The following is a 22,495-nucleotide window of genomic DNA, read 5'->3' as shown; positions in this document are numbered from 1 at the left end:
CGACGGAGCCGAGAGCTTTTGACGAAGACGTGCGTGCACGTCGAACGGAAAAAGCGAAAGGCGTAGGAGGATGTTAGTTCGAAGCTAGACATCACGAAAAGCGTAGGCGACTGTCCAGCCACGAAGAATGCGAAAGGCCTGCGAGGAGGCTGTTGCCGCCACAGCAGGACTGAAGCAATTCGAGGGGCTAGGAGCCGAAGCTAGACATCACGAAAAGCGTAGAACGGTCCTGTTATCTAGTTTTGAAGGAATAATCCTTCTGTATATTGCTCGGTGACGATGGCGGAGAGGTCACACCCGTTCCCATCCCGAACACGGAAGTTAAGCTCTCCAGCGCCGATGGTAGTTGGCGGGACACCGCCTGCGAGAGTAGGACGTTGCCGGGCGGACATAGCAAGTTAGAGGGCATCTCCGTTTTGTTCTCTAACTTTTTTTGTCCATGTATTTGCGTTTAACGCTTTTACAATCCTCTCCCCCATAGTGAAGAGCTGACCGGTATCGGTTAGCTCATTTTTTATTTAATCTCTACTTTTCTTCTTATATGGTCGGGAATGAGGCGGTGAAGATGGATAAATAGTAGTCCGTTTTCGTAGATGGCTTCGACTTTTTCTCCTACAGGGAAAGGGAGCTCGATCACTTGCCCAAATGGCCCTTGTGTAATCCCTTCTTCAATTAATTCAAATCCTTCGAAGTGTAATTGAACAGTTGCTTTTATTTCCAACGTATTATAGTGAATATATACTTCTGCATCATGTACATGTTCTAAACCAGGGATGGCTACAACGACGAGCAGCTCATTTTCACGGCGGTACATGTTGACGCCCGGAGAATGAGAAGAAAAAGCATTTGATGAGCTCCAAAATGGGTTGGAAAAAAACGCTTCCCATTGCTTTGCCCAATCCATAAGCTTCTCCCCTTTCTCTTTTTCTTTTTACTATATGGTGAAAAAGATGAAATGGTGATTTTTAAGTAAAAACCGAACATTAATTATTTTGTGTGTAAAAATGTTCGATTTTATGTTGACATGATTGAAAAACGACTGGTAAGATGAAGATAAATGAATACGTTGTTGAACCCTCATATAATTTTGGGAATATGGCCCAAAAGTCTCTACCCAATAACCGTAAATTATTGGACTATGAGGGAAAGGATCTTATTGGCTTTTTTCACCCAATGGGCGAAATGTGTCCAGAACGATGCTTTCCCTTATGGTCGAGGGGCGTTGTTCTGGATTTTTTTCTGATTATAAAAAGAGGTGAGTACGGATGCAGCCACTTGTAGCTGTCATTATGGGAAGTCAATCAGATTGGGAAACGATGCGTCATGCATGTGATATATTAGAAGAATTGCATATTCCGTTTGAAAAAAAAGTTGTTTCAGCTCACCGTACACCGGACTTTATGTTTACGTATGCTGAAACAGCTGAAGAGCGCGGCATTAAAGTCATTATCGCTGGGGCAGGGGGAGCTGCTCATTTGCCAGGAATGGTAGCAGCTAAAACAACGTTGCCTGTTATTGGTGTTCCGGTTATGTCTAAAACGCTAAATGGTCTTGATTCGTTACTATCTATTGTCCAAATGCCCGGAGGAGTGCCAGTTGCGACCGTAGCGATCGGAAAAGCAGGTGCAATCAATGCTGCGCTGCTTGCTGCTTCGATTCTTGGAACGTATGAACCAACGTATATGGAAGCGTTACGTGCGCGACGTGAAGCGATTCGAAAACAAGTGATGGAAAGTAGTGATCAGCTTGACTAAAACGATTGTCCCGGGGCAAACGATTGGTATTATTGGCGGCGGGCAGTTAGGAAGAATGATGGCGATCGCTGCAAAGGAGATGGGATTTTTTGTAGCGGTACTCGATCCGACTCCTCAATCTCCGTGTGCGCAAGTGGCCGATATTGAAATTGTTGCTTCGTATAGCGATGAGGAAGCGTTACGTCAGTTAGCCGAAGTAAGTGATGTTGTGACGTATGAGTTTGAAAATATTGATGCGGAGGCGTTGAATCGATTAGCAAAGAAAGGGTATGTGCCTCAAGGAAGCGAGCTGCTTGCTATTACGCAACATCGTTGGAAAGAAAAACGGGCTATTCAGTCTGCAGATTTGCCTGTTGCACCTTATCGTCTTGTGCTAAAAGAAGAAGAATTAGAACGAGCGATTCGAGAGATTGGTATTCCATCTGTGTTGAAAACGTGCCGTGGGGGATATGATGGAAAAGGGCAAGTCGTCATTCGTTGTTTAGATGATATACATGCGGCGCGTTCGCTTTTAGCTTATGGGGAGTGTGTATTGGAAGCATGGGTACCGTTTGTAAAAGAGCTATCCATCATCGTTGTGCGTAGTGTCTCTGGTGAAATGGCGCTGTTTCCTGTCGTAGAAAACATTCATCGCGAGAACATTTTGCATGAAACAATTGCCCCAGCTCGAGTCAGTCAACCAATCATGGAACAGGCAAAAACATATGCGAAACAGTTAGCCGAAACGTTCCAACTAGTTGGCACGTTAGCCGTTGAAATGTTTTTGACAGAAGACGGACAATTGTATATCAATGAACTTGCCCCTAGACCACACAACTCAGGTCATTATACAATAGACGGTTGTATCACATCGCAATTTCAGCAACATATTCGCGCCATTTGCCATTGGCCGCTTGGCAGTACCGAGTTATTAAAGCCTACAATTATGGTCAATATTTTAGGTGAACATGTCGATGCAGTGGTCCGAAACATCGCTCAATTTCGTGACGCTCATGTTCATTTCTATGGCAAAAAAGAAGCAAAGCCGAAGCGGAAAATGGGACATATCACGTGGTTAGCTAATGATGTCGATGCGATGCAACAAAAAATAGACGAGTTAGCGATTTGGACAGATCGGAGGATGAACGTATGATTGAACGTTATACAAGACCGGAAATGGGTGCGATTTGGACGGAAGAAAACCGTTTTCGTGCTTGGTTGGAAGTCGAAATTTTAGCGTGTGAAGCATGGGCCGAGTTAGGTGTTATCCCGAAAGAGGATGTTGTGAAAATTCGTCAAAACGCCTCATTCGATATCGCGCGCATTAAAGAAATCGAAGAAGAGACGCGCCATGATGTCGTTGCCTTTACGCGCGCGGTATCAGAAACGTTAGGAGAAGAACGGAAATGGGTGCATTATGGACTCACGTCTACCGATGTTGTTGATACAGCATTGTCATATTTATTAAAACAAGCGAACGAAATTTTATTGCGCGACTTAGAAAACTTTATTGCTGTATTAAAAGAAAAAGCGATTGAACATAAATATACGGTCATGATGGGGCGGACACACGGTGTTCATGCTGAGCCAACGACATTTGGATTAAAATTGGCGCTTTGGTATGCCGAAATGGAGCGAAATTTAGAACGTTTCAAGCAAGCAGCCGAAACGGTACGCGTTGGAAAAATTTCTGGTGCTGTTGGTACGTATGCCAATATCGATCCGTTTGTTGAGCAGTACGTATGTGAAAAACTTGGCTTAAAGCCTGCGCCTATTTCGACGCAAACGTTACAGCGTGATCGTCATGCGCACTATATGGCGACGCTCGCTTTAATTGCGACATCGATTGAAAAATTTGCGGTTGAAATTCGTGGATTGCAAAAAAGTGAAACGCGTGAAGTGGAAGAGTTTTTTGCTAAGGGGCAAAAAGGTTCATCAGCCATGCCGCATAAGCGCAACCCAATCGGTTCAGAAAATATGACAGGAATGGCGCGCGTCATTCGCGGCTATATGTTAACAGCATATGAAAATGTCCCACTTTGGCATGAGCGCGACATTTCGCATTCATCTGCCGAGCGCATTATTTTGCCGGATGCAACGATCGCCTTAAACTATATGCTCAACCGCTTTACGGACATCGTGAAAAACTTGACCGTATTCCCTGAAAACATGAAGAAAAACATGGATCGTACACTTGGGCTTATTTATTCTCAGCGCGTGTTGCTAGCGCTTATTGACACAGGCATGACGCGTGAGGAAGCGTATGATCTCGTACAGCCGAAAGCGATGGAAGCGTGGGAAAAACAAGTGCCGTTCCGCTCGTTAATTGAAGCAGACGAAGTAATTACAAGTCGTTTAACGAAGGATCAAATTGCTGATTGCTTTGACTACAACTATCACTTAAAGCATGTCGACACGATTTTCGAGCGACTTGGCTTGCAGTAGGTAAGGCGCCGTCCTTACCTTTACACGAAAATTTCCTAATATTCTGTATAACTGGGGGAGAGAACATGGAAAAGCAACGCCTTCTATATGAAGGAAAGGCGAAGAAAGTGTATGCGACGAATGAAGAGCGTGTATTATGGATTGAATATAAAGATGAAGCAACTGCATTTAACGGTGAAAAAAAAGCAACGATTGCTGGAAAAGGACGATTAAATAACGAAATTACGAGTTTACTATTTTTCTTGTTGCATGAAGCGGGTGTGAACAATCACTTTATTCGTAAAATATCGGATACGGAACAGCTTGTGCGACAAGTGACGATTATTCCCCTCGAAGTTGTTGTCCGCAATATCGTCGCCGGTAGTTTAGCGAAACGAATCGGTTTAGAGGAAGGAACTGCACTCGAGAAACCGATTGTAGAGTTTTACTACAAAAACGATGACTTAGGCGATCCTCTATTAACAGAAGATCATATTGCCGTGTTGCAGCTCGCCACTCATGATGAGCTTTTGCACATGAAACAGACGGCGTTACGCATTAACGACATTTTAACTTCCTTATTTCGTTCATGTGACTTACAGCTTGTCGACTTCAAATTAGAGTTTGGAAAAGATGAAACGGGGGCGGTATTGTTGGCGGATGAAATTTCCCCAGATACGTGTCGATTATGGGATGTACACACGAAAGAAAAATTTGATAAAGATGTATTTCGTCGTGATTTAGGCGACTTAACAGAAACATATACGAAACTTTTACAACGATTAGGAGGATTATCATGTACAAAGTAAAAGTGTATGTCACATTGCGTGAAAATGTATTAGATCCGCAAGGCAATGCGGTAAAAGGAGCATTGCATAGCTTAAACTATCGTGAAGTGCAAGATGTACGAATCGGGAAGTTTATGGAGTTACTCGTCGAAAAAAGTGATCGTAACATCGATGCAGTTGTGAAAGAGATGTGTGAAAAGTTACTTGCGAATACCGTCATTGAAGATTATCGCTACGAGATTGAGGAGGTTGTCGTTCAGTGAAATTTGCGGTCGTTGTATTCCCAGGCTCCAATTGCGACGTCGATATGTATCATGCCATTTCAGATGAATTAGGGGAGGAAGTTGAATACGTTTGGCATGATGTGGATTGCTTAGATGATTTTGATGCCATTCTTTTGCCGGGCGGCTTTTCATATGGGGATTATTTACGCTCTGGAGCGATTGCACGCTTTTCTAACGTGATGAAGGCGATCAAAAAAGCAGCCGATGAAGGCAAGCCGATTTTAGGTGTATGTAACGGATTTCAAATTTTACTTGAAGCAGGACTTCTCCCAGGTGCGATGCGACGCAACAATACGTTAACGTTTATTTGCCGTCCGGTAAAGCTTCGTGTCGAAAATAACGAAACGATGTTTACATCGCAATACGAACAGGGAGAAATCATTACGATTCCCATTGCGCACGGAGAAGGAAACTATTATTGTGATGAACAAACGTTACAACAGCTCATTGCCAACAACCAAATTGTTTTTCGGTACGAGGGAGAAAATCCAAACGGCAGTTTACACAACATTGCAGGCATCGTGAATGAAAGAGGAAACGTACTTGGTATGATGCCTCATCCTGAGAGAGCAGTTCATGAGTTGCTAGGGGGAGCAGACGGATTAAAACTGTTTCAATCAATCGTGACATATTGGAGGGACGCACATGTCGTTACTACTTGAGCCAAGTCCGGCAATGATTAAAGAGCAAAAATTATATCGTGAAATGGGATTAACAGACGAAGAATTTGCGATGGTGGAACGTATTCTTGGGCGCTCGCCAAATTATACGGAGACGGGCATTTTCTCTGTCATGTGGTCGGAACATTGCAGCTATAAAAATTCGAAGCCTGTATTAAAAAAGTTTCCAACGGAAGGAAAGCATGTGCTCCAAGGACCAGGAGAGGGCGCGGGCATTGTAGATATTGGGGATGGATTAGCTGTGGCGTTTAAAATTGAAAGCCATAACCACCCGTCTGCGATTGAACCGTACCAAGGAGCTGCAACGGGTGTTGGGGGAATTATTCGCGATGTATTCTCAATGGGTGCGCGACCAATTGCATTATTAAACTCGCTTCGCTTTGGCGAATTAACGTCACCGCGTGTGAAATATTTATTTGAGCGCGTTGTAGCGGGCATTGCTGGATACGGAAATTGCGTCGGCATTCCGACCGTTGGTGGTGAAGTGCAATTTGATGCGGTATACGAAGGAAATCCGCTCGTGAACGCGATGTGCGTCGGGCTTATTCGTCATGAAGATATTCAAAAAGGAATCGCATCAGGCGTTGGAAATACGGTCATGTATGTCGGGGCGAAAACGGGGCGTGACGGCATTCATGGAGCAACGTTTGCATCGGAAGAATTAACGGAACAATCTGAACAAAAACGTCCAGCTGTTCAAGTCGGAGATCCATTTATGGAAAAATTGCTTCTTGAAGCTTGTTTAGAGGTCATTCATTCCGATGCGCTTGTTGGGATGCAAGATATGGGAGCTGCCGGTTTAACAAGCTCATCAGCGGAAATGGCGAGCAAAGCAGGTTCTGGGATCGAACTGAATTTAGATCTCGTGCCACAACGCGAAACAGGGATGACGCCGTATGAAATGATGTTATCTGAGTCACAAGAGCGCATGCTTCTTGTCGTCAAAAAAGGTCGTGAACAAGAAATTGCAGATGTATTTGCAAAATACGGACTCGAAGCGAAAGCGATTGGGCGCGTAACAGACGACCATATGTTGCGATTGTATCATCGTGGAGAAGTCGTTGCTGAAATTCCGGTTGATGCGCTTGCCAAAGATGCTCCTGTGTATCATAAGCCTTCGCAAGAACCAGCGTATTATCGTGAGTTCCAAGCGATGGAATACATACCGACAGTTGATAATTACGAAGAAACGCTGCTTGCGCTACTAAGTCAGCCAACGATTGCAAGTAAAGAATGGGTGTATGAACAATACGATTATATGGTGCGAACAAATACGGTTGTTGCTCCAGGGTCTGATGCAGCTGTTTTACGCATTCGTGGCACAAATAAAGCGCTGGCGATGACAACCGATTGTAATTCTCGCTACGTATATTTAGATCCAGAAGTCGGTGGGAAAATTGCGATCGCAGAAGCAGCACGCAACATCGTATGTTCCGGTGCTCAGCCACTTGCCGTTACCGATTGTTTGAATTTTGGAAATCCGGAAAAACCAGAAATTTTTTGGCAACTTGAAAAAGCGGTAGAAGGAATGAGCGAAGCGTGTCGTGTACTAGAAACGCCTGTCATTAGCGGAAATGTATCGCTTTATAATGAAACGAACGGCGAAGCCATTTATCCGACACCAATTGTCGGCATGGTCGGTGTCGTTGAACATATTAGTCATATTACGACACAAGCATTTAAACAACCTGGCGACTTGATTTATGTCATTGGGGAAGCTAAGCAAGAATTTGGTGGGAGCGAGCTACAAAAATGGCTAACAGGTCGCATTTTTGGAAAAGCGCCAACGATTGATTTACATGTGGAAGCAGAGCGACAACAACAGCTTCTCACCGCGATTCGAGCTGGAGTAGTAGCATCAGCGCATGACATATCGGAAGGTGGCTTGGCGATTGCGCTTGCGGAATGTTTAGTGAGCACAAACGGTTTAGGAGCGTATGTGACAATCGACGGTGATATTGCTGCGGAATTGTTTAGTGAAACACAATCACGCTTTATCGTTTCTGTAAAAAAGGAACATCGTCAAGCGTTTGAACAGCTCGTTCAAGCGATATGTATTGGGGAAGTGACGAACGATGAAATGCTTCATGTGGTGAATGAGGATACGAGTATCATCCACGTTCCAGTAGAAACAATGCGAAACGTATGGAAAGGAGCTATTCCATGCTTGCTGAAATCAAAGGATTAAATGAAGAGTGTGGGATTTTTGGCATTTGGGGACATGAGGAAGCAGCAACGTTGACGTATTACGGACTGCAAAGTTTGCAACATCGCGGACAAGAAGGAGCGGGAATTGTTGTCGAAGGCAACGGAACGTTACAATTTCATAAGGGACTTGGTTTAGTCACAGAAGTGTTTAGTCGCGGTGAACTAGAACAATTAACGGGCATGGCTGCGATCGGCCACGTCCGTTACTCAACTGCCGGCGGAGGCGGGTATGCGAATGTTCAACCGCTTTTGTTCCGTTCCCAAGGCGGCAGTTTAGCGCTTGCACATAACGGAAATTTAGTAAATGCCGATGAGTTGCGCTTTCGTTTAGAACAACAAGGAAGTATTTTTCAAACGACTTCTGATACGGAAGTGCTTGCTCATTTAATTAAGCGTAGTGGCGAACCGATTTTAAAAGAACGGATTAAAGAAGCGTTGTCGCATTTACGTGGCGCTTTTGCCTTTTTAATTTTAACGGAAACAGAAATGTATATCGCTCTTGATCCACATGGATTTCGCCCTTTATCGCTTGGGCGTTTAGGCGAGGCGTACGTTGTAGCGTCGGAAACGTGTGCGTTTGATGTCATTGGTGCCACATATGAGCGAGAAGTGGAGCCGGGAGAGCTCATTATGATTAATAAACAAGGCATTCGTTCTGAGCGTTTCGCCCCTAAAGTTCCCCGCTCGATTTGCAGTATGGAATATATTTATTTCGCTCGCCCGGATAGCAATGTGGACGGCATTAACATTCATACAGCACGGAAAAATCTCGGAAAACGACTAGCTTTGGAAGCGCCTGTTGAGGCAGATGTAGTTACCGGTGTACCGGATTCAAGCATTTCAGTAGCGATCGGCTATGCGGAAGCGACAGGTATTCCGTACGAGTTGGGGCTAATTAAAAATCGGTATGTTGGACGGACGTTTATTCAACCATCGCAAGCACTTAGGGAACAAGGAGTAAAAATGAAATTGTCGCCTGTTCGAGGGGTCGTCGCTGGGAAGCGAGTCGTCATGGTTGATGACTCCATTGTGCGTGGAACGACGAGCAAGCGTATCGTACGCATGCTTCGAGAGGCAGGAGCAACGGAAGTGCATGTGCGCATTAGCTCCCCGCCGATTACGCACCCATGTTTTTATGGGATTGATACGTCAACAAAAGAAGAGCTGATTGCTGCTACCCATACCATAGAGGAAATCCGCCAGCTCATTGAAGCAGACTCGCTTGCTTTTTTAAGCCAAGAAGGGCTTTTGCAAGCGATTGGACGGACAAAAGATTCGCCAAACTGCGGACAATGTTTAGCTTGCTTTACAGGACAATATCCGACGAAGATAGGAGGAGAGTACGTTGGCACATGCGTACAAACAAGCTGGTGTGAATATTGAAGCTGGTTATGAAGCTGTGGAGCGGATGAAAAAACATGTCGCAAAAACAGCCCGAATGGGTGCATTAGGAAGTTTAGGCGGTTTTGGCGGGATGTTTGATCTATCTTCGCTCGGGTACAAACAACCTGTGCTTGTATCAGGGACGGACGGAGTAGGTACGAAATTGATGCTTGCGTTCGCTTTAGATCGGCACGATACGATCGGAATCGACTGTGTAGCGATGTGTGTGAATGATATTGTCGTACAAGGGGCAGAGCCGCTTTTTTTCCTTGACTACATCGCCTGCGGAAAAGCGGTGCCAGAAAAAATTGAGCACATTGTCAAGGGGATGGCCGACGGTTGTGTCGAAGCAAGCTGTGCGCTCATTGGCGGGGAAACAGCAGAAATGCCGGGCATGTACGGTGAAGATGAATATGATGTAGCTGGATTTGCGGTTGGAGTTGTTGAAAAAGCGAAAGTAGTTACAGGGGATACGATTGTTCCAGGCGATGTGCTGATCGGTTTGACTTCGAGCGGGCTTCATAGCAACGGTTATTCGCTTGTAAGAAAAATTATAAAAGATGCTCATTTACAGTTAAATCATATATATGAACCGTTTTCTCGCTCGCTTGGCGAGGAGTTGTTAACGCCTACACGCATTTACGTTCGAGCGGTACTTGAAGCATTAAAACAATTTCATGTGAAAGGGATGGCACATATTACAGGGGGCGGTTTTATCGAAAACATTCCGCGTATGTTGCCAAAAGGATTACAAGCCGAAATAGACTACGGTTCATGGCCGATTCCGCCGATTTTTAACTTTTTACAGCAACATGGACAGCTACAACGAACGGAAATGTTTAATATTTTTAATATGGGAATCGGTTTTGTATTAGCTGTCGATAGCGATGTTGTGCCAGACGTTGTGCAATTGCTTGAATCGTGCGGAGAGAGAGCGTATATTATCGGTCGGGTAAAAGAAGGAGTAGGTGTATCGTTTGCTGGGGGAAAAATCGAATGAAGCGAATAGCTATTTTTGCATCAGGAAGCGGAACGAATTTTCAAGCGATTGTCGACGCAGTAAAAAAAGGAGACATTCAAGCAGAAGTGGCGCTTCTTGTATGTGATCGACCGCAAGCGAAAGTGATTGAACGAGCGATTCGTGAACACGTGCCGGTATTTGTTTTTAACCCTAAACAATATGAAACGAAACAACAGTTTGAACGTGAGATTTTACAACAACTACAACAAAAAGAAATCGACTGGATTGTTCTTGCGGGCTATATGAGACTCATCGGACCAACGCTTTTACAGGCGTACCCAAATAAAATTGTAAACATTCATCCTTCTCTTTTGCCGTCGTTTCCGGGTAAAGATGCAATTGGTCAAGCGTACCGTTATGGCGTGAAAGTGACAGGGGTGACGGTACATTACGTTGATGAAGGGATGGATACCGGACCGATTATTGCGCAACAAGCGCTATATATTGATGATGGAGAGCCGTTAGAAAGCGTTGAGCGTCGTATTCATGAGATCGAGCATGTATTGTATCCGAAAGTCATTCAGCAGCTGGTAAGTGAGAAAGGAAGGGCGGAAGATGAAAAAGCGAGCGATCATTAGCGTGTCAAATAAAAAAGGAATTGTCACATTCGCCAAGCAACTAGCTGAGCTTGGAGTGGAAATCATTTCAACAGGTGGCACGAAGCGTGTATTAGCAGAACACGGAATTCCTGTGACAAGCATTTCTGATGTCACAAACTTCCCAGAAATTTTAGATGGACGGGTCAAAACATTACATCCAAATATTCATGGTGGGCTGTTAGCTGTTCGGGATGACGAAACACATAAACAGCAACTGCAAGAGCATGGCATCACGCCGATCGATTTTGTCGTTGTTAATTTATATCCATTTCAAGAGACGATTGCAAAGCCAAGCGTGACGTTGATGGAAGCGATTGAACAGATCGATATTGGCGGTCCGACCATGCTTAGAGCGGCGGCGAAAAATCATGCTTACGTCACAGCTGTTGTCGATCCTGCCGATTATGATGTAGTCATTGAACAGTTAAAACAATATGGCGAAGTATTGTTTGAGACGAGACGAGCGTTAGCGGCTAAAGTGTTCCGTCATACCGCAGCATACGATGCAATGATTGCGCAATATTTGACAAATGTCATCGGAGAAACATATCCAGAAACGATGACAATGACGTTTGTAAAAAAACAATCGTTGCGATACGGCGAAAATCCACATCAAACCGCTGCGTTTTATGAAAAACCGTTCAGCTCATCGTTTTCTATTGCGGCAGCGAAGCAGCTACACGGAAAAGAACTGTCATACAACAACATTAATGATGCAAATGCAGCGTTGCAAATTGTTGCGGAATTTACTGAGCCAGCAGCGGTAGCAGTCAAGCATATGAATCCGTGCGGAGTTGGTGTCGGTGAAACGATTGCAGAAGCGTTTCAAAAAGCTTATGAAGCCGACCCGACGTCCATTTTTGGCGGCATTGTAGCATTGAATCGCGAAGTCGATGAGCAAACGGCGGCGAAGTTAAATGACATTTTTTTAGAAATTGTCATCGCCCCATCATTTACAGAACAAGCACTTGCGATGTTAACGAAAAAGAAAAATATTCGCTTATTAACTGTTGATTTTCAAGCAGAACGGAAACGAGAGCCATTTATCGTATCGGTGCGTGGCGGATTGCTTGTCCAAGATGAAGATATATACACGATTGATGATGCGAACATTCAAGTTGTGACTGAAAGACAGCCGACAGAAGAAGAATGGGCGAATTTAACGTTCGCTTGGCGCGTTGTGAAGCATGTGAAATCGAATGCGATTGTGTTAGCGAAAGATGGGATGACAATCGGTGTTGGTGCTGGTCAAATGAATCGTGTAGGAGCGGCAAAAATCGCCATTGAGCAAGCAGGTGAGAAGGCAAACGGTGCGGTATTAGCCTCCGACGCCTTTTTCCCGATGAGCGATACAGTTGAAGTGGCTGCTCAAGCGGGAGTCACAGCCATTATTCAACCGGGCGGTTCGATTCGCGATGAAGATTCGATTCAAAAAGCAAATGAATATGGAATGGCGATGGTATTTACAGGAGTCCGTCATTTCAAACATTAAGGGAGGCGACGAACGATGAAAGTGCTCATTATTGGGCGTGGTGGTCGAGAACATGCGCTTGTATGGAAAATAGCCCAAAGCCCGCTTGTGACTAGTGTGTATGTCGCGCCAGGAAACGACGGAATGACTTCGATTGCTACGCGCGTTCCAATCTCAGAAACGGATGTTGAGGCGCTAGCTCAGTGGGTGAAAAAAGAAGCGATCGATTTAACGATCGTTGGTCCGGAAGCCCCATTGTTAGCAGGTATTGTCGATCGTTTTGAAAGTGAAGGATTGCGTATTTTTGGTCCGAAACAACAAGCGGCATTCATTGAAGGAAGCAAAGCGTTTGCGAAAGAAATCATGAGAAAATACAACATTCCAACAGCGAACTATGCGACATTTACAAATTATGATGACGCTGTACGTTATGTGCGCGAACAAGGTGCACCGATCGTTATTAAAGCGGATGGACTTGCGGCTGGAAAAGGTGTCACGGTGGCAATGACAGTTGAAGAGGCGCTTTGCGCGTTACATGACACGATGGTTGCGAAAAAGTTCGGTGAAGCAGGTGCACAAGTCGTCGTTGAACAATATTTACAAGGTGAAGAGTTTTCACTTATGACATTTGTGCACGGGGAGCGCGTATATCCGATGGTTATCGCCCAAGATCATAAGCGAGCATTTGATGGCGATCAAGGTCCGAACACGGGAGGAATGGGTGCGTATTCCCCTGTTCCGCAAATTAGCGAACAAACGGTTTATGAAGCGGTTGAAACAATTGTGAAACCGACAGCGAGAGCGTTGAAAAAAGAAGGATGTTCATTTACAGGATTTTTATACGCAGGATTAATCGCCACAGAAGAAGGACCGAAAGTGATTGAATTTAATGCGCGATTTGGCGACCCTGAAGCACAAGTCATTTTACCACGACTAAAAAACGATCTTGTTGAAGTGATTGTTTCGTTATTAGAAGATCAGCCGATTACATTACATTGGAGCGATGAGGCAACAATTGGCGTTGTTTTAGCGGCGAAAGGATACCCTGAGCAATATGAAAAAGGCGCTGTTATTCGCGGGCTAGAACGTATAACGAAAGCACAAATTTTCCACGCCGGCACAAAACTTGTAAACGATGAGTGGGTAACGGATGGAGGACGAGTGCTCCTCGTTGTTGCTAATGGAAAGACATTAGAAGAAGCACAACGTCTTGTGTATGAACAAATTCAGCATATTTCATGCGATCAACTGTTTTATCGGCACGATATTGGCCATAAAGCTATCGCGCACGCCGCTTGCGAACGTATACAAAACTAAGGGCAACGATGCTTCCAATTAAAAGAATAAGAATGAAAAATGTATCTATTATATATTCTGCAATCATATTTGCTCTCTCCTTTTTGCCCCCTTGTATGTGATACAAGGGGGTCATTGTTACGAAGGATTGACTGGTTCAATTGAAATGGCTTTTTCTTTTTCGTTGTTGTTTTCACAATGGCATTGGTATCGTTCAAACAACGCTATAACAGGGCAGAAGCGAACAATACCTTCCGCAATTTTCATCGCAGCGATCATGGTGACCCATATATACGATTCGCGCCACGGTTTACGGGCGAGATTGGCCGTTGCCCAAGCAAGCATAGTAAATCCGCATGTAATGCGAATCATCGCATTAATAATACCGATGTTTTGTTTCATGTTATTCCTCCTTTTTTGTTTGTGAATTTCGCTTTCATCCGTTAAAATGTGTATATACGATGGTACGATTTAGGAGGAAAGCGATGATGATGGAAAAACGGTATCGATGGAAAAGCGAACAAATTCGCAAGCACGTTGCGATTGTTGATGGAAAGCAAGCGCCAACGAAAGTGTTGCTAAATGCCACATACTTACATCCATACATTCGTCAATGGGTGAAAGGGAACGTATGGATTTGCGATGACCGAATTGTATACGTCGGTCCGGATAAACCGAAGCAATTGGACTCATGCGAAGTCGTTGATTGCACGAATCGTATGCTTGTTTCTGGTTACATTGAGCCTCATGCTCATCCGTTTCAGTTATATAATCCCCAGACGTTAGCGGAATATGCAGCTCAGTGCGGAACAACGACACTTATTAATGACAATCTATTCCTTTTTTTACAGTTAACAAAAAAGAAAGCGTTTTCTTTTTTGGTGGCTATGGAAAAACAGCCTGTCACGATGTATTGGTGGTGCCGACTTGATCCACAAACAGAAATGGACGGAGAAGAGCATCTTTTTTCATATAAAAACATGAAAGGCTGGCTTGAAAATGATGCGGTTTTACAAGTTGGTGAATTAACAGGATGGCCAAAATTGTTAGAAGGAGACGATTTCGTTCTCCATTGGATGCAAGAAGCGAAAAAGCTCGGTAAAAAAGTAGAAGGTCATTTTCCGGGCGCTTCAGATCGTACGTTAACGAAAATGAAACTGTTTGGTGCGGACGCTGACCATGAAGCGATGACCGGAAGTGACGTCTATAAGCGGTTGATGCAAGGGTATACCGTATCGCTGCGTCATTCATCCATTCGGCCTGATTTGCCGACGTTGCTTAAAGAGATGAAACAATGCGGCATTCATCATTACGATCATTGCATGTTTACGACAGACGGTTCGACCCCTGCTTTTTATGAAAACGGAATGATTGATGAGATGATTCGCATCGCCTTGCAAGAAGGAGTGCCTGAAATCGAAGCATACAGCATGGCAACGTGGAATGTCGCTCGTTATTATAATATGGATCATTTGCACGGAAGCATTACACCCGGGCGTATTGCACATATTAATATTCTTGAACATGCTTCCAATCCGACACCGATCTCTGTTTTAGCCAGCGGACAATGGGTCAAACGTGATGGCGTTCCTGTTCATGCTTTCTCAACGATGGAATGGGATGCACATGGTCTTATGCCACTTGTGCTGACTTGGGATTTACAGATGGATGATTTACAGTTTTCGATGCCATTAGGTATGTATATGGAAAACTCCGTCATTATTAAACCGTATTCTATTTCGATAGATACATCGGCTGATGAATTATCAACCGATCACGATGAAAGCTTTTTAATGCTCATTGATCGTGACGGAAAATGGCGCGTAAACACCGTATTAAAAGGATTTGCGACACATGTGCAAGCGCTTGTTAGTTCGTATTCGAATACGGGGGATATCATTTTAATTGGAAAAAGCAAACGCGATCTTTTGCTTGCATTTGAGCGTATGAAACAAATGGGGGGCGGCATTGTCCTTTGCGAACATGGAGAAATCATTCATGAAATTTCGCTTCCTTTAGGCGGACTAATGTCGGCAAAACCGATAGAAGCGTTAATGGAAGAAGAAAAAACGCTTGGCGAACTGTTGCGAGCGCGTGGGTATACGTTTGCTGATCCGATTTACACACTGCTCTTTTTGTCGTCGACACATTTACCGTATATTCGCATTACACCGAAAGGGATTTACGATGTAATGCATAAAACAGTACTCTTTCCAACGATAATGCGTTAAAATATAAAAGGAGCGAAAAGGAAAGGTTGGGTTCATGTTGCGGCGATTATTTTTTTTCTTGATGATTATGATGTTGCTTATCTTTTGTATCGGATGTCAGCGCGCAGAATCAAACACAAAAGAAAAGAAGTCCCCGTCAACAACGGTTGAGCAAGAAAAAGAACAGAAACAAGAGGAAACGTCATGGACGTTTCCGTTAACAGGAATCCCAACAAATGAAAAAGCGATGCAACGCGCTGTGGCGGTGATGATTAACAACTATCCTGCTGCTCGGCCGCAGTCAGGGCTGCACAAAGCAGATATTGTTTATGAAGTGCTTGCAGAGGGCGATATTACGCGGCTGTTAGCGATTTATCAAAGTGAACAGCCTAATGTCATCGGGCCTGTTCGAAGCGCAAGAGATTATTTTGTTCAGCTAAGCAACGGTTTTCATGCGTTATACGTATGTCATGGATGGAGTCCGGAAGCGCAAACGTTATTAAAGTCTGGTGCGGCGGATTATTTAAATGGGCTATTTTATGATGGGACGTTATTTTGGAGAGATCGAACGCGAAAGGCACCGCACAATTCGTACATTTCCTTTGAACATATTAAAAAAGGTGCTGAAAAAAACGGCTATGTTTTCGAAGAAGAAGTCAAACCACTACCTTTTTTCACAAACGATTTGACAAATGCTATAAAAGCGACGAATATTGATGTGGTGTACTCCAAACGGTCGTATGCTCACGTTCATTATGCGTACGATGGGGCGAAATATGTTCGTTCGAGCGGTGGTGAGCCGACAGTCGACCGAGAGACAAATACGCCGATTGCGGTAGAAAATGTGTTTGTGATTGAAGCCGTGCATCGAATCATTGATGATTATGGGCGGAGAGATATTGATTTTATGTCAGGTGGAAACGGTTATTTATTCCAAAAAGGAACCGTGCAGCACGTACAATGGAAAAATGTTGATGGACGCCTCCTTCCTTATAAAGACGGTGTTCCGCTCGGATTTATTCCAGGGAAAACATGGATTCAAGTCGTTCCAGACTTAAGGCAAGTACGATATGAATAGGGGGAAGTGTATGCAAATTAATAAATTGAGAGGTAGGGAGCTTGATCAATTATTTCGAGCGATTTTGTCATTAAAAGATTTAGAAGAATGTTATCGTTTTTTTGACGATTTATGTACAGTGAATGAAATACAAGCGCTTGCGCAACGATTAGAAGTGGCGCGCATGTTACGTGAAGGATATACGTATCATAAAATTGAAACAGAAACAGGTGCAAGCACAGCGACCATTTCGCGTGTAAAACGTTGCTTAAATTACGGAAATGATGCGTATGCGATGGCACTCGATCGCATTTATAACGAACAAAAGGAGGAGGCTGGCTCACAATGAGTCAGCTTCTTTTTACGATTTTTTTGCTATGATTTCTGTTATAATGAGATGAGGTGAAAAAAATGAATGAGATGACAACGTGGCGACATGTGTTCAAATTAGATCCGAATAAAGATATAACAGATGAGCAGTTAGAACAAGTATGTGAATCAGGTACAGATGCCATTATTGTTGGTGGAACGGACGGTGTGACGCTTGAAAACGTCATCGATCTACTTGCGCGCGTGCGCCGTTTTTCCGTTCCGTGTGCGCTAGAAGTATCGAATATCGAGGCGATCACTCCTGGATTTGACTATTACTTTATTCCGATGGTGCTAAATAGTCGGGATCTTACTTGGCTCATTGATTTACATCATGAAGCGGTGAAGCAGTTTGGTGATTTAATCAATTGGGAAGAACTGTTTGTTGAAGGATATTGTATTTTAAACGAGGAATGTAAGGCGGCATCGTTAACGAGTGCAAGAACGAATGTAACAGATGAAGATGTGATTGCGTATGCTCGAATGGCAGAACATATGTATCATTTCCCGATTTTTTATATGGAGTATAGCGGGCGGTACGGAGATGTGGCGCTCGTAGAAAAAGTGAAAAAGACGCTACGTCATACTCGCTTATTTTATGGCGGTGGCATTCATACACCAGAGCAAGCGAAAGAAATGGCGATGTGGGCAGATACGATTGTCGTTGGAAATGCCATTTATACAAATTTACAAATGGCATTACAAACAGTCGAGGTGGTAAAAGGAAAATTGACATAAATGGAGAATAAAAAAGAGAACATATGTTTTGGTGGTGGGAAAAATGAGTATGTCAGCACGTATGCTGTTAGAAGGTTTAAATGAAAAACAAAAAGAGGCGGTAAAAACGACGGAAGGCCCACTTTTGATTATGGCTGGGGCAGGAAGTGGGAAAACACGCGTATTAACGCATCGCATCGCCTATTTAATGGCGGAAAAAGACGTTGCTCCGTGGAACATTTTAGCGATTACATTTACAAACAAAGCGGCGCGTGAAATGAAAGAGCGTGTGGAGCGCATCGTTGGGGAGCAGGCGGAAGATATATGGATTTCAACGTTTCATTCGATGTGCGTCCGCATTTTGCGACGCGATATTGATCGCATTGGCATTCATGCTAACTTTTCTATTTTAGATCCAACCGATCAATTATCGGTGTTAAAACATATTTTAAAAGACCGCAATATTGATCCAAAAAAATACGATCCACGTGCACTATTAGGCGTGATTAGTAGCGCAAAAAATGAATTGATAACGCCAGAAAAATACGCTGATCAAGCGGCGAACCCATATGAACAGCTTGTTGCCGACGTGTACAAGGAGTATCAAAAACGATTGTTGCGCAATCATGCTCTTGATTTTGATGATTTAATTATGATGACGATTCAACTATTTCAACGCGTTCCGGAAGTGTTGGAATATTATCAACGAAAGTTTCAATACATTCATGTCGATGAATATCAAGATACGAACCGTTCGCAATATTTGTTAGTGAACATGCTTGCGAAACGATTTCAAAACTTATGTGTTGTCGGCGATTCTGATCAATCGATTTATCGTTGGCGCGGTGCAGATATTAGCAACATTTTATCGTTTGAAAAAGACTATCCAAATGCAAAAGTTATTTTGCTTGAACAAAACTATCGTTCAACAAAGCGTATTCTACAAGCGGCAAACGCAGTCATTGAGCATAACACACAGCGAAAACCGAAAAAACTTTGGACAGAAAATAGCGAAGGACACGCGCTTGTGTATTATGAGGCGATGACGGAAGTAGATGAAGCGCAGTTTGTCGTCGGAAAAATGAAAGAATATGTTGATGCAGGAAAACGAACGTATAAAGATTTTGCTGTTTTATATCGGACGAATGCGCAATCGCGCGTCCTTGAAGAAATGTTATTAAAGGCAAACATTCCATATAAAATTGTCGGAGGGTTAAAATTCTACGACCGAAAAGAAATTAAAGATATTTTAGCTTATTTGCGTTTAATTGCGAATCCAAATGATGACATTAGCTTCACGCGAATAATTAACGTTCCGAAACGCGGCATCGGTGCATCGACAATTGATAAAATCGCAGCATATGCTTCTAGCCGCGGGATATCGATGTTTGATGCGCTTGCTTTCATTGAAGAGATCGGAATTAGCGCGCGCATCGCTGCACCGCTCGTACAATTTCGCGAACAAATTCATCATTGGAGCCAAATGCAACATTATTTATCTGTAACCGAACTTGTTGAAGATGTACTCGATCGTTCAGGTTACCGCGATATGCTTCGCGAAGAAAAAACGTTAGAAGCGCATAGCCGACTTGAAAACATTGATGAGTTTTTATCTGTCACCCAACATTTTGAACAAGTAAACGAAGATAAATCGCTCGTTGCCTTTTTAACGGATTTGGCGCTTGTGGCAGATATTGATCAGCTTGATAATGATAGCGAAGGACAAACAAATGATGCCGTCGTTTTAATGACACTTCACTCGGCAAAAGGATTAGAGTTTCCAGTCGTCTTTTTAGTCGGACTAGAAGAAGGCATCTTCCCACATAACCGCTCATTAAACGATGAAGATGAAATGGAAGAAGAACGTCGGTTAGCGTATGTCGGCATTACACGCGCGCAAGAAGAGCTCTTTTTAACGCGCGCGCATATGCGCACATTGTTTGGACAAACGCATGTCAACGCCCCATCACGATTTATTGATGAAATTCCTGAAGAACTCATTGAATATGCGCACAAACGTGTGACAAAACAGCCGGCGTCGCAACGTCCATCTACAGTTTCGTACGGAGGATGGCGCGTAGGCGATAAAGTGAGCCATAAAGTATGGGGGATTGGCACAATCGTTCGCATAAAAGAAAGCGACGGCGATCAAGAGCTAGATGTTGCCTTTTCAAGTCCAATCGGCATTAAGCGACTATTGGCGAAATTTGCTCCGATTACGAAAGTGTAGAAAGGGTGAAAAACGTGGCACAACACGACGTTGAAAAGCAAATTGTTGAATTGCGCGAACAAATTGAAAAGCATAATTACGCATATTACGTGTTAGATCAACCGTCTATTTCTGATGCGGAATATGATGAATTGATGAGAAAATTAATGGAGTTAGAGGAGCAATATCCTCAATATAAAACGCCCGACTCTCCATCACAGCGCGTTGGTGGCGCCCCGTTAGAAGCGTTTAAAAAAGTTACCCATCGCGTACCGATGCTTAGTTTAAGCAACGCTTTCAATGAAGGGGATTTACGCGATTTCGACCGCCGTGTACGCCAAGAAGTTGGCGATGTGCGTTATGTATGTGAATTAAAAATTGACGGTTTAGCGGTATCGCTTCGCTATGAAGACGGTTATTTTGTACAAGGGGCGACGCGTGGCGATGGAACGACGGGCGAGGATATTACGGAAAACTTAAAAACGATTCGTTCGCTGCCACTTCGATTGAGTAAAAAAGTGACAATTGAAGTGCGCGGAGAAGCATATATGCCGCGAAAATCATTTGAAAAGCTAAATGAACAGCGAAAAATGAATGGGGAAGAATTGTTTGCCAATCCGCGCAATGCGGCTGCTGGCTCGCTTCGTCAGCTTGACCCCAAAGTCGCCGCTGCTCGCCAACTAGATGTATTTATATATAGTGTTGTCAACGGCGAAGAGCTCGGGCTTGTCTCTCATAGTGAATCGCTTCGTTACTTAGATGAGCTCGGATTTAAAACTAACCCAGCACGACAAGTATGTGAAACGATTGATGACGTGCTTGCTTACATCGAGCAGTGGCATGAACAGCGAGCGTCATTGCCGTATGATATTGATGGAATCGTTATAAAAGTAGATGCATTTGCGCAGCAAAAGCAACTCGGGGCAACAGCGAAAAGTCCACGTTGGGCGATCGCGTATAAATTTCCGGCAGAAGAAGTTGTGACACAACTTGTTGATATTGAATTAAGCGTTGGTCGGACAGGCGTGGTGACACCGACCGCCATTTTGCAGCCGGTACGCGTCGCAGGGACGATCGTGCAACGTGCTTCGCTTCATAATGAAGACTACATTCGTGAAAAAGATATTCGTCTCGGTGATTACGTTGTTATTAAAAAAGCAGGCGATATTATTCCAGAGGTTGTTCGTTCGTTGCTAGAGCGGCGGACAGGACAAGAGAAACCGTTCGATATGCCAACGCATTGTCCTGCGTGTGCGAGCGAACTTGTTCGACTTGATGATGAAGTCGCCCTTCGCTGCGTCAATCCACAATGTCCGGCACAAATTCGAGAAGGGCTCATTCATTTCGTTTCACGCCAGGCGATGAACATTGACGGATTGGGGGAAAAAGTCATTGCTCAACTATTTGAGCATGGTCTTGTTCGCAGCGTGGCAGATTTGTACACGTTAACAAAAGACCAGCTTGTCGCATTAGAACGAATGGGTGAAAAATCAGCAACAAACTTACTGCAAGCGATTGAAGCATCGAAACAAAACTCGCTTGAACGTTTGTTGTTTGGGCTCGGTATTCGTCACGTGGGCGCGAAAGCTGCAAAAACGTTAGCGGAACATTTTGAAACGATGGAGCGACTCCAACAAGCGACAAAAGAAGAGCTGACGGCCATTCACGAAATCGGTGAAAAAATGGCGGATTCAATCGTCACGTATTTTTCAAAAGAAGAAGTGAAGCAGTTGCTTGAACGTTTGCGGGCATATGGTGTCAATATGACATATAAAGGAGCAAAACAGACAGTCGATATAAGCTCCACGTTTGCTGGGAAGACGTTTGTTTTAACAGGTACGTTGCAGTCGATGTCGCGGAGTGAAGCAAAAGAAACAATTGAGGCGTTAGGTGGAAAAGTGACAGGAAGCGTCAGCAAAAAAACAGACGTTGTCGTTGTCGGTGAAGACGCTGGATCAAAATTAGAAAAAGCAAGACAACTCGGCATTACGATTTGGGATGAAGCGCGTTTTCTTCAAGAAATACAACAATCAAAGCAGGTGTGAA

21 protein-coding genes, 1 rRNA gene and 1 riboswitch are annotated in these 22,495 nt (G+C 43.9%); of the genes, 19 read left to right on the top strand and 3 right to left on the bottom strand.

Translation table 11 applies throughout. The annotated features are described in order from the left end of the window. The first annotated feature begins 269 nt into the window (after positions 1 to 269). A 5S ribosomal RNA gene (rrf, locus tag ABEV15_RS07860) occupies positions 270 to 386 on the top strand. A 128-nt stretch (positions 387 to 514) separates the two neighbouring features. Here rrf and ABEV15_RS07855 read toward each other — a convergent pair. After that, positions 515 to 904 (bottom strand): Hsp20/alpha crystallin family protein, encoded by a 390-nt coding sequence (locus tag ABEV15_RS07855; RefSeq protein WP_498852881.1) that lies wholly within the window; start codon positions 902 to 904, stop codon positions 515 to 517. Positions 905 to 1,057: 153 nt separating this feature from the next. After that, positions 1,058 to 1,159: riboswitch (purine riboswitch) on the top strand. A 106-nt stretch (positions 1,160 to 1,265) separates the two neighbouring features. On the opposite strand from ABEV15_RS07855, the gene purE reads away from it, so the two are divergent. From purE to purD, 12 genes are all read left to right on the top strand, one after another. After that, complete coding sequence (gene purE, locus ABEV15_RS07850) at positions 1,266 to 1,754, top strand: 5-(carboxyamino)imidazole ribonucleotide mutase (protein WP_429633370.1); 489 nt, start codon at positions 1,266 to 1,268, stop codon at positions 1,752 to 1,754. Then, complete coding sequence (gene purK / locus ABEV15_RS07845; protein WP_498852880.1) at positions 1,738 to 2,886, top strand: 5-(carboxyamino)imidazole ribonucleotide synthase; 1,149 nt, start codon at positions 1,738 to 1,740, stop codon at positions 2,884 to 2,886. The genes purE and purK overlap by 17 nt, the downstream gene beginning before the upstream one ends. Next, on the top strand, positions 2,883 to 4,178 hold the full coding sequence (purB, locus tag ABEV15_RS07840) for an adenylosuccinate lyase (protein WP_498852879.1): 1,296 nt from the start codon (positions 2,883 to 2,885) through the stop codon (positions 4,176 to 4,178). The genes purK and purB overlap by 4 nt, the downstream gene beginning before the upstream one ends. Positions 4,179 to 4,243: 65 nt before the next feature. Further along, positions 4,244 to 4,966, top strand: coding sequence for a phosphoribosylaminoimidazolesuccinocarboxamide synthase (gene purC, locus ABEV15_RS07835; RefSeq protein ID WP_498852878.1), 723 nt, complete (start codon positions 4,244 to 4,246; stop codon positions 4,964 to 4,966). Continuing rightward, positions 4,954 to 5,208 carry a phosphoribosylformylglycinamidine synthase subunit PurS gene (gene purS / locus ABEV15_RS07830; protein WP_006323591.1) on the top strand — a complete coding sequence of 85 codons (255 nt, stop codon included), beginning with the start codon at positions 4,954 to 4,956 and terminating at the stop codon, positions 5,206 to 5,208. Before purC ends, purS begins: the two co-directional genes overlap by 13 nt. Then, positions 5,205 to 5,891, top strand: a complete 687-nt coding sequence (purQ, locus tag ABEV15_RS07825) for a phosphoribosylformylglycinamidine synthase subunit PurQ (RefSeq protein ID WP_498852877.1) — start codon at positions 5,205 to 5,207, stop codon at positions 5,889 to 5,891. Before purS ends, purQ begins: the two co-directional genes overlap by 4 nt. Beyond that, on the top strand, positions 5,875 to 8,097 hold the full coding sequence (gene purL / locus ABEV15_RS07820; RefSeq protein WP_498852876.1) for a phosphoribosylformylglycinamidine synthase subunit PurL: 2,223 nt from the start codon (positions 5,875 to 5,877) through the stop codon (positions 8,095 to 8,097). The genes purQ and purL overlap by 17 nt, the downstream gene beginning before the upstream one ends. Then, the gene (purF, locus tag ABEV15_RS07815) at positions 8,073 to 9,500 is read left to right on the top strand and encodes an amidophosphoribosyltransferase (RefSeq protein ID WP_498852875.1); all 1,428 of its coding nucleotides are present in this window, start codon (positions 8,073 to 8,075) and stop codon (positions 9,498 to 9,500) included. Before purL ends, purF begins: the two co-directional genes overlap by 25 nt. Beyond that, the gene (purM, locus tag ABEV15_RS07810; RefSeq protein ID WP_498852874.1) at positions 9,463 to 10,500 is read left to right on the top strand and encodes a phosphoribosylformylglycinamidine cyclo-ligase; all 1,038 of its coding nucleotides are present in this window, start codon (positions 9,463 to 9,465) and stop codon (positions 10,498 to 10,500) included. The genes purF and purM overlap by 38 nt, the downstream gene beginning before the upstream one ends. Then, the gene (gene purN / locus ABEV15_RS07805) at positions 10,497 to 11,099 is read left to right on the top strand and encodes a phosphoribosylglycinamide formyltransferase (RefSeq protein WP_498852873.1); all 603 of its coding nucleotides are present in this window, start codon (positions 10,497 to 10,499) and stop codon (positions 11,097 to 11,099) included. Before purM ends, purN begins: the two co-directional genes overlap by 4 nt. After that, the gene (gene purH, locus ABEV15_RS07800) at positions 11,077 to 12,612 is read left to right on the top strand and encodes a bifunctional phosphoribosylaminoimidazolecarboxamide formyltransferase/IMP cyclohydrolase (RefSeq protein ID WP_498852872.1); all 1,536 of its coding nucleotides are present in this window, start codon (positions 11,077 to 11,079) and stop codon (positions 12,610 to 12,612) included. Before purN ends, purH begins: the two co-directional genes overlap by 23 nt. A gap of 15 nt (positions 12,613 to 12,627) precedes the next feature. After that, positions 12,628 to 13,908 (top strand): phosphoribosylamine--glycine ligase, encoded by a 1,281-nt coding sequence (purD, locus tag ABEV15_RS07795; protein ID WP_498852871.1) that lies wholly within the window; start codon positions 12,628 to 12,630, stop codon positions 13,906 to 13,908. Here purD and ABEV15_RS07790 read toward each other — a convergent pair. Beyond that, the gene (locus ABEV15_RS07790; protein WP_429633348.1) at positions 13,871 to 13,975 is read right to left on the bottom strand and encodes an EYxxD motif small membrane protein; all 105 of its coding nucleotides are present in this window, start codon (positions 13,973 to 13,975) and stop codon (positions 13,871 to 13,873) included. The two genes, purD and ABEV15_RS07790, sit on opposite strands and share 38 nt — an antisense overlap. Before the next feature lie 50 nt (positions 13,976 to 14,025). Further along, positions 14,026 to 14,289, bottom strand: coding sequence for a YgaP family membrane protein (locus ABEV15_RS07785; protein ID WP_498852870.1), 264 nt, complete (start codon positions 14,287 to 14,289; stop codon positions 14,026 to 14,028). An 86-nt stretch (positions 14,290 to 14,375) separates the two neighbouring features. On the opposite strand from ABEV15_RS07785, the gene ABEV15_RS07780 reads away from it, so the two are divergent. The 6 genes from ABEV15_RS07780 to ligA all read left to right on the top strand — a co-directional run bounded on the left by ABEV15_RS07780 (position 14,376) and on the right by ligA (position 22,494). After that, positions 14,376 to 16,118, top strand: coding sequence for an adenine deaminase C-terminal domain-containing protein (locus tag ABEV15_RS07780; protein WP_498852884.1), 1,743 nt, complete (start codon positions 14,376 to 14,378; stop codon positions 16,116 to 16,118). 34 nt (positions 16,119 to 16,152) lie between these two features. Next, complete coding sequence (locus tag ABEV15_RS07775) at positions 16,153 to 17,175, top strand: DUF3048 domain-containing protein (protein WP_498852869.1); 1,023 nt, start codon at positions 16,153 to 16,155, stop codon at positions 17,173 to 17,175. 10 nt (positions 17,176 to 17,185) lie between these two features. Continuing rightward, on the top strand, positions 17,186 to 17,503 hold the full coding sequence (locus ABEV15_RS07770) for a YerC/YecD family TrpR-related protein (RefSeq protein WP_004888780.1): 318 nt from the start codon (positions 17,186 to 17,188) through the stop codon (positions 17,501 to 17,503). Positions 17,504 to 17,565: 62 nt separating this feature from the next. Further along, a complete protein-coding gene (gene pcrB / locus ABEV15_RS07765; RefSeq protein WP_429633342.1) occupies positions 17,566 to 18,261 on the top strand; it encodes a heptaprenylglyceryl phosphate synthase in 696 nt (231 codons plus the stop codon). Between the two features lie 43 nt (positions 18,262 to 18,304). Then, complete coding sequence (gene pcrA / locus ABEV15_RS07760) at positions 18,305 to 20,470, top strand: DNA helicase PcrA (protein WP_498852868.1); 2,166 nt, start codon at positions 18,305 to 18,307, stop codon at positions 20,468 to 20,470. Between the two features lie 5 nt (positions 20,471 to 20,475). Continuing rightward, entirely contained in the window at positions 20,476 to 22,494 is a 2,019-nt protein-coding gene (ligA, locus tag ABEV15_RS07755) for an NAD-dependent DNA ligase LigA (RefSeq protein WP_498852867.1), read from the top strand. The last annotated feature ends 1 nt before the right edge of the window (position 22,495 follow it).

It is taken from the genome of Bhargavaea massiliensis (genome assembly GCF_050480245.1).
In the GTDB taxonomy this organism is placed as follows: Bacteria; Bacillota; Bacilli; order Bacillales; family Anoxybacillaceae; genus Anoxybacillus.
This window is presented reverse-complemented; position numbering and strand designations above follow the sequence as displayed.

Coding starts and splice junctions, on each gene's coding strand:
- ABEV15_RS07855 (WP_498852881.1), bottom strand. CDS start 904: ATGGATTGGGCAAAGCAATGGGAAGCGTTTTTTTCCAACCCATTTTGG.
- purE (WP_429633370.1), top strand. CDS start 1,266: ATGCAGCCACTTGTAGCTGTCATTATGGGAAGTCAATCAGATTGGGAA.
- purB (WP_498852879.1), top strand. CDS start 2,883: ATGATTGAACGTTATACAAGACCGGAAATGGGTGCGATTTGGACGGAA.
- purC (WP_498852878.1), top strand. CDS start 4,244: ATGGAAAAGCAACGCCTTCTATATGAAGGAAAGGCGAAGAAAGTGTAT.
- purS (WP_006323591.1), top strand. CDS start 4,954: ATGTACAAAGTAAAAGTGTATGTCACATTGCGTGAAAATGTATTAGAT.
- purL (WP_498852876.1), top strand. CDS start 5,875: ATGTCGTTACTACTTGAGCCAAGTCCGGCAATGATTAAAGAGCAAAAA.
- purF (WP_498852875.1), top strand. CDS start 8,073: ATGCTTGCTGAAATCAAAGGATTAAATGAAGAGTGTGGGATTTTTGGC.
- purN (WP_498852873.1), top strand. CDS start 10,497: ATGAAGCGAATAGCTATTTTTGCATCAGGAAGCGGAACGAATTTTCAA.
- purH (WP_498852872.1), top strand. CDS start 11,077: ATGAAAAAGCGAGCGATCATTAGCGTGTCAAATAAAAAAGGAATTGTC.
- purD (WP_498852871.1), top strand. CDS start 12,628: ATGAAAGTGCTCATTATTGGGCGTGGTGGTCGAGAACATGCGCTTGTA.
- ABEV15_RS07790 (WP_429633348.1), bottom strand. CDS start 13,975: ATGATTGCAGAATATATAATAGATACATTTTTCATTCTTATTCTTTTA.
- ABEV15_RS07785 (WP_498852870.1), bottom strand. CDS start 14,289: ATGAAACAAAACATCGGTATTATTAATGCGATGATTCGCATTACATGC.
- ABEV15_RS07780 (WP_498852884.1), top strand. CDS start 14,376: ATGATGGAAAAACGGTATCGATGGAAAAGCGAACAAATTCGCAAGCAC.
- ABEV15_RS07775 (WP_498852869.1), top strand. CDS start 16,153: ATGTTGCGGCGATTATTTTTTTTCTTGATGATTATGATGTTGCTTATC.
- ABEV15_RS07770 (WP_004888780.1), top strand. CDS start 17,186: ATGCAAATTAATAAATTGAGAGGTAGGGAGCTTGATCAATTATTTCGA.
- pcrB (WP_429633342.1), top strand. CDS start 17,566: ATGAATGAGATGACAACGTGGCGACATGTGTTCAAATTAGATCCGAAT.
- pcrA (WP_498852868.1), top strand. CDS start 18,305: ATGAGTATGTCAGCACGTATGCTGTTAGAAGGTTTAAATGAAAAACAA.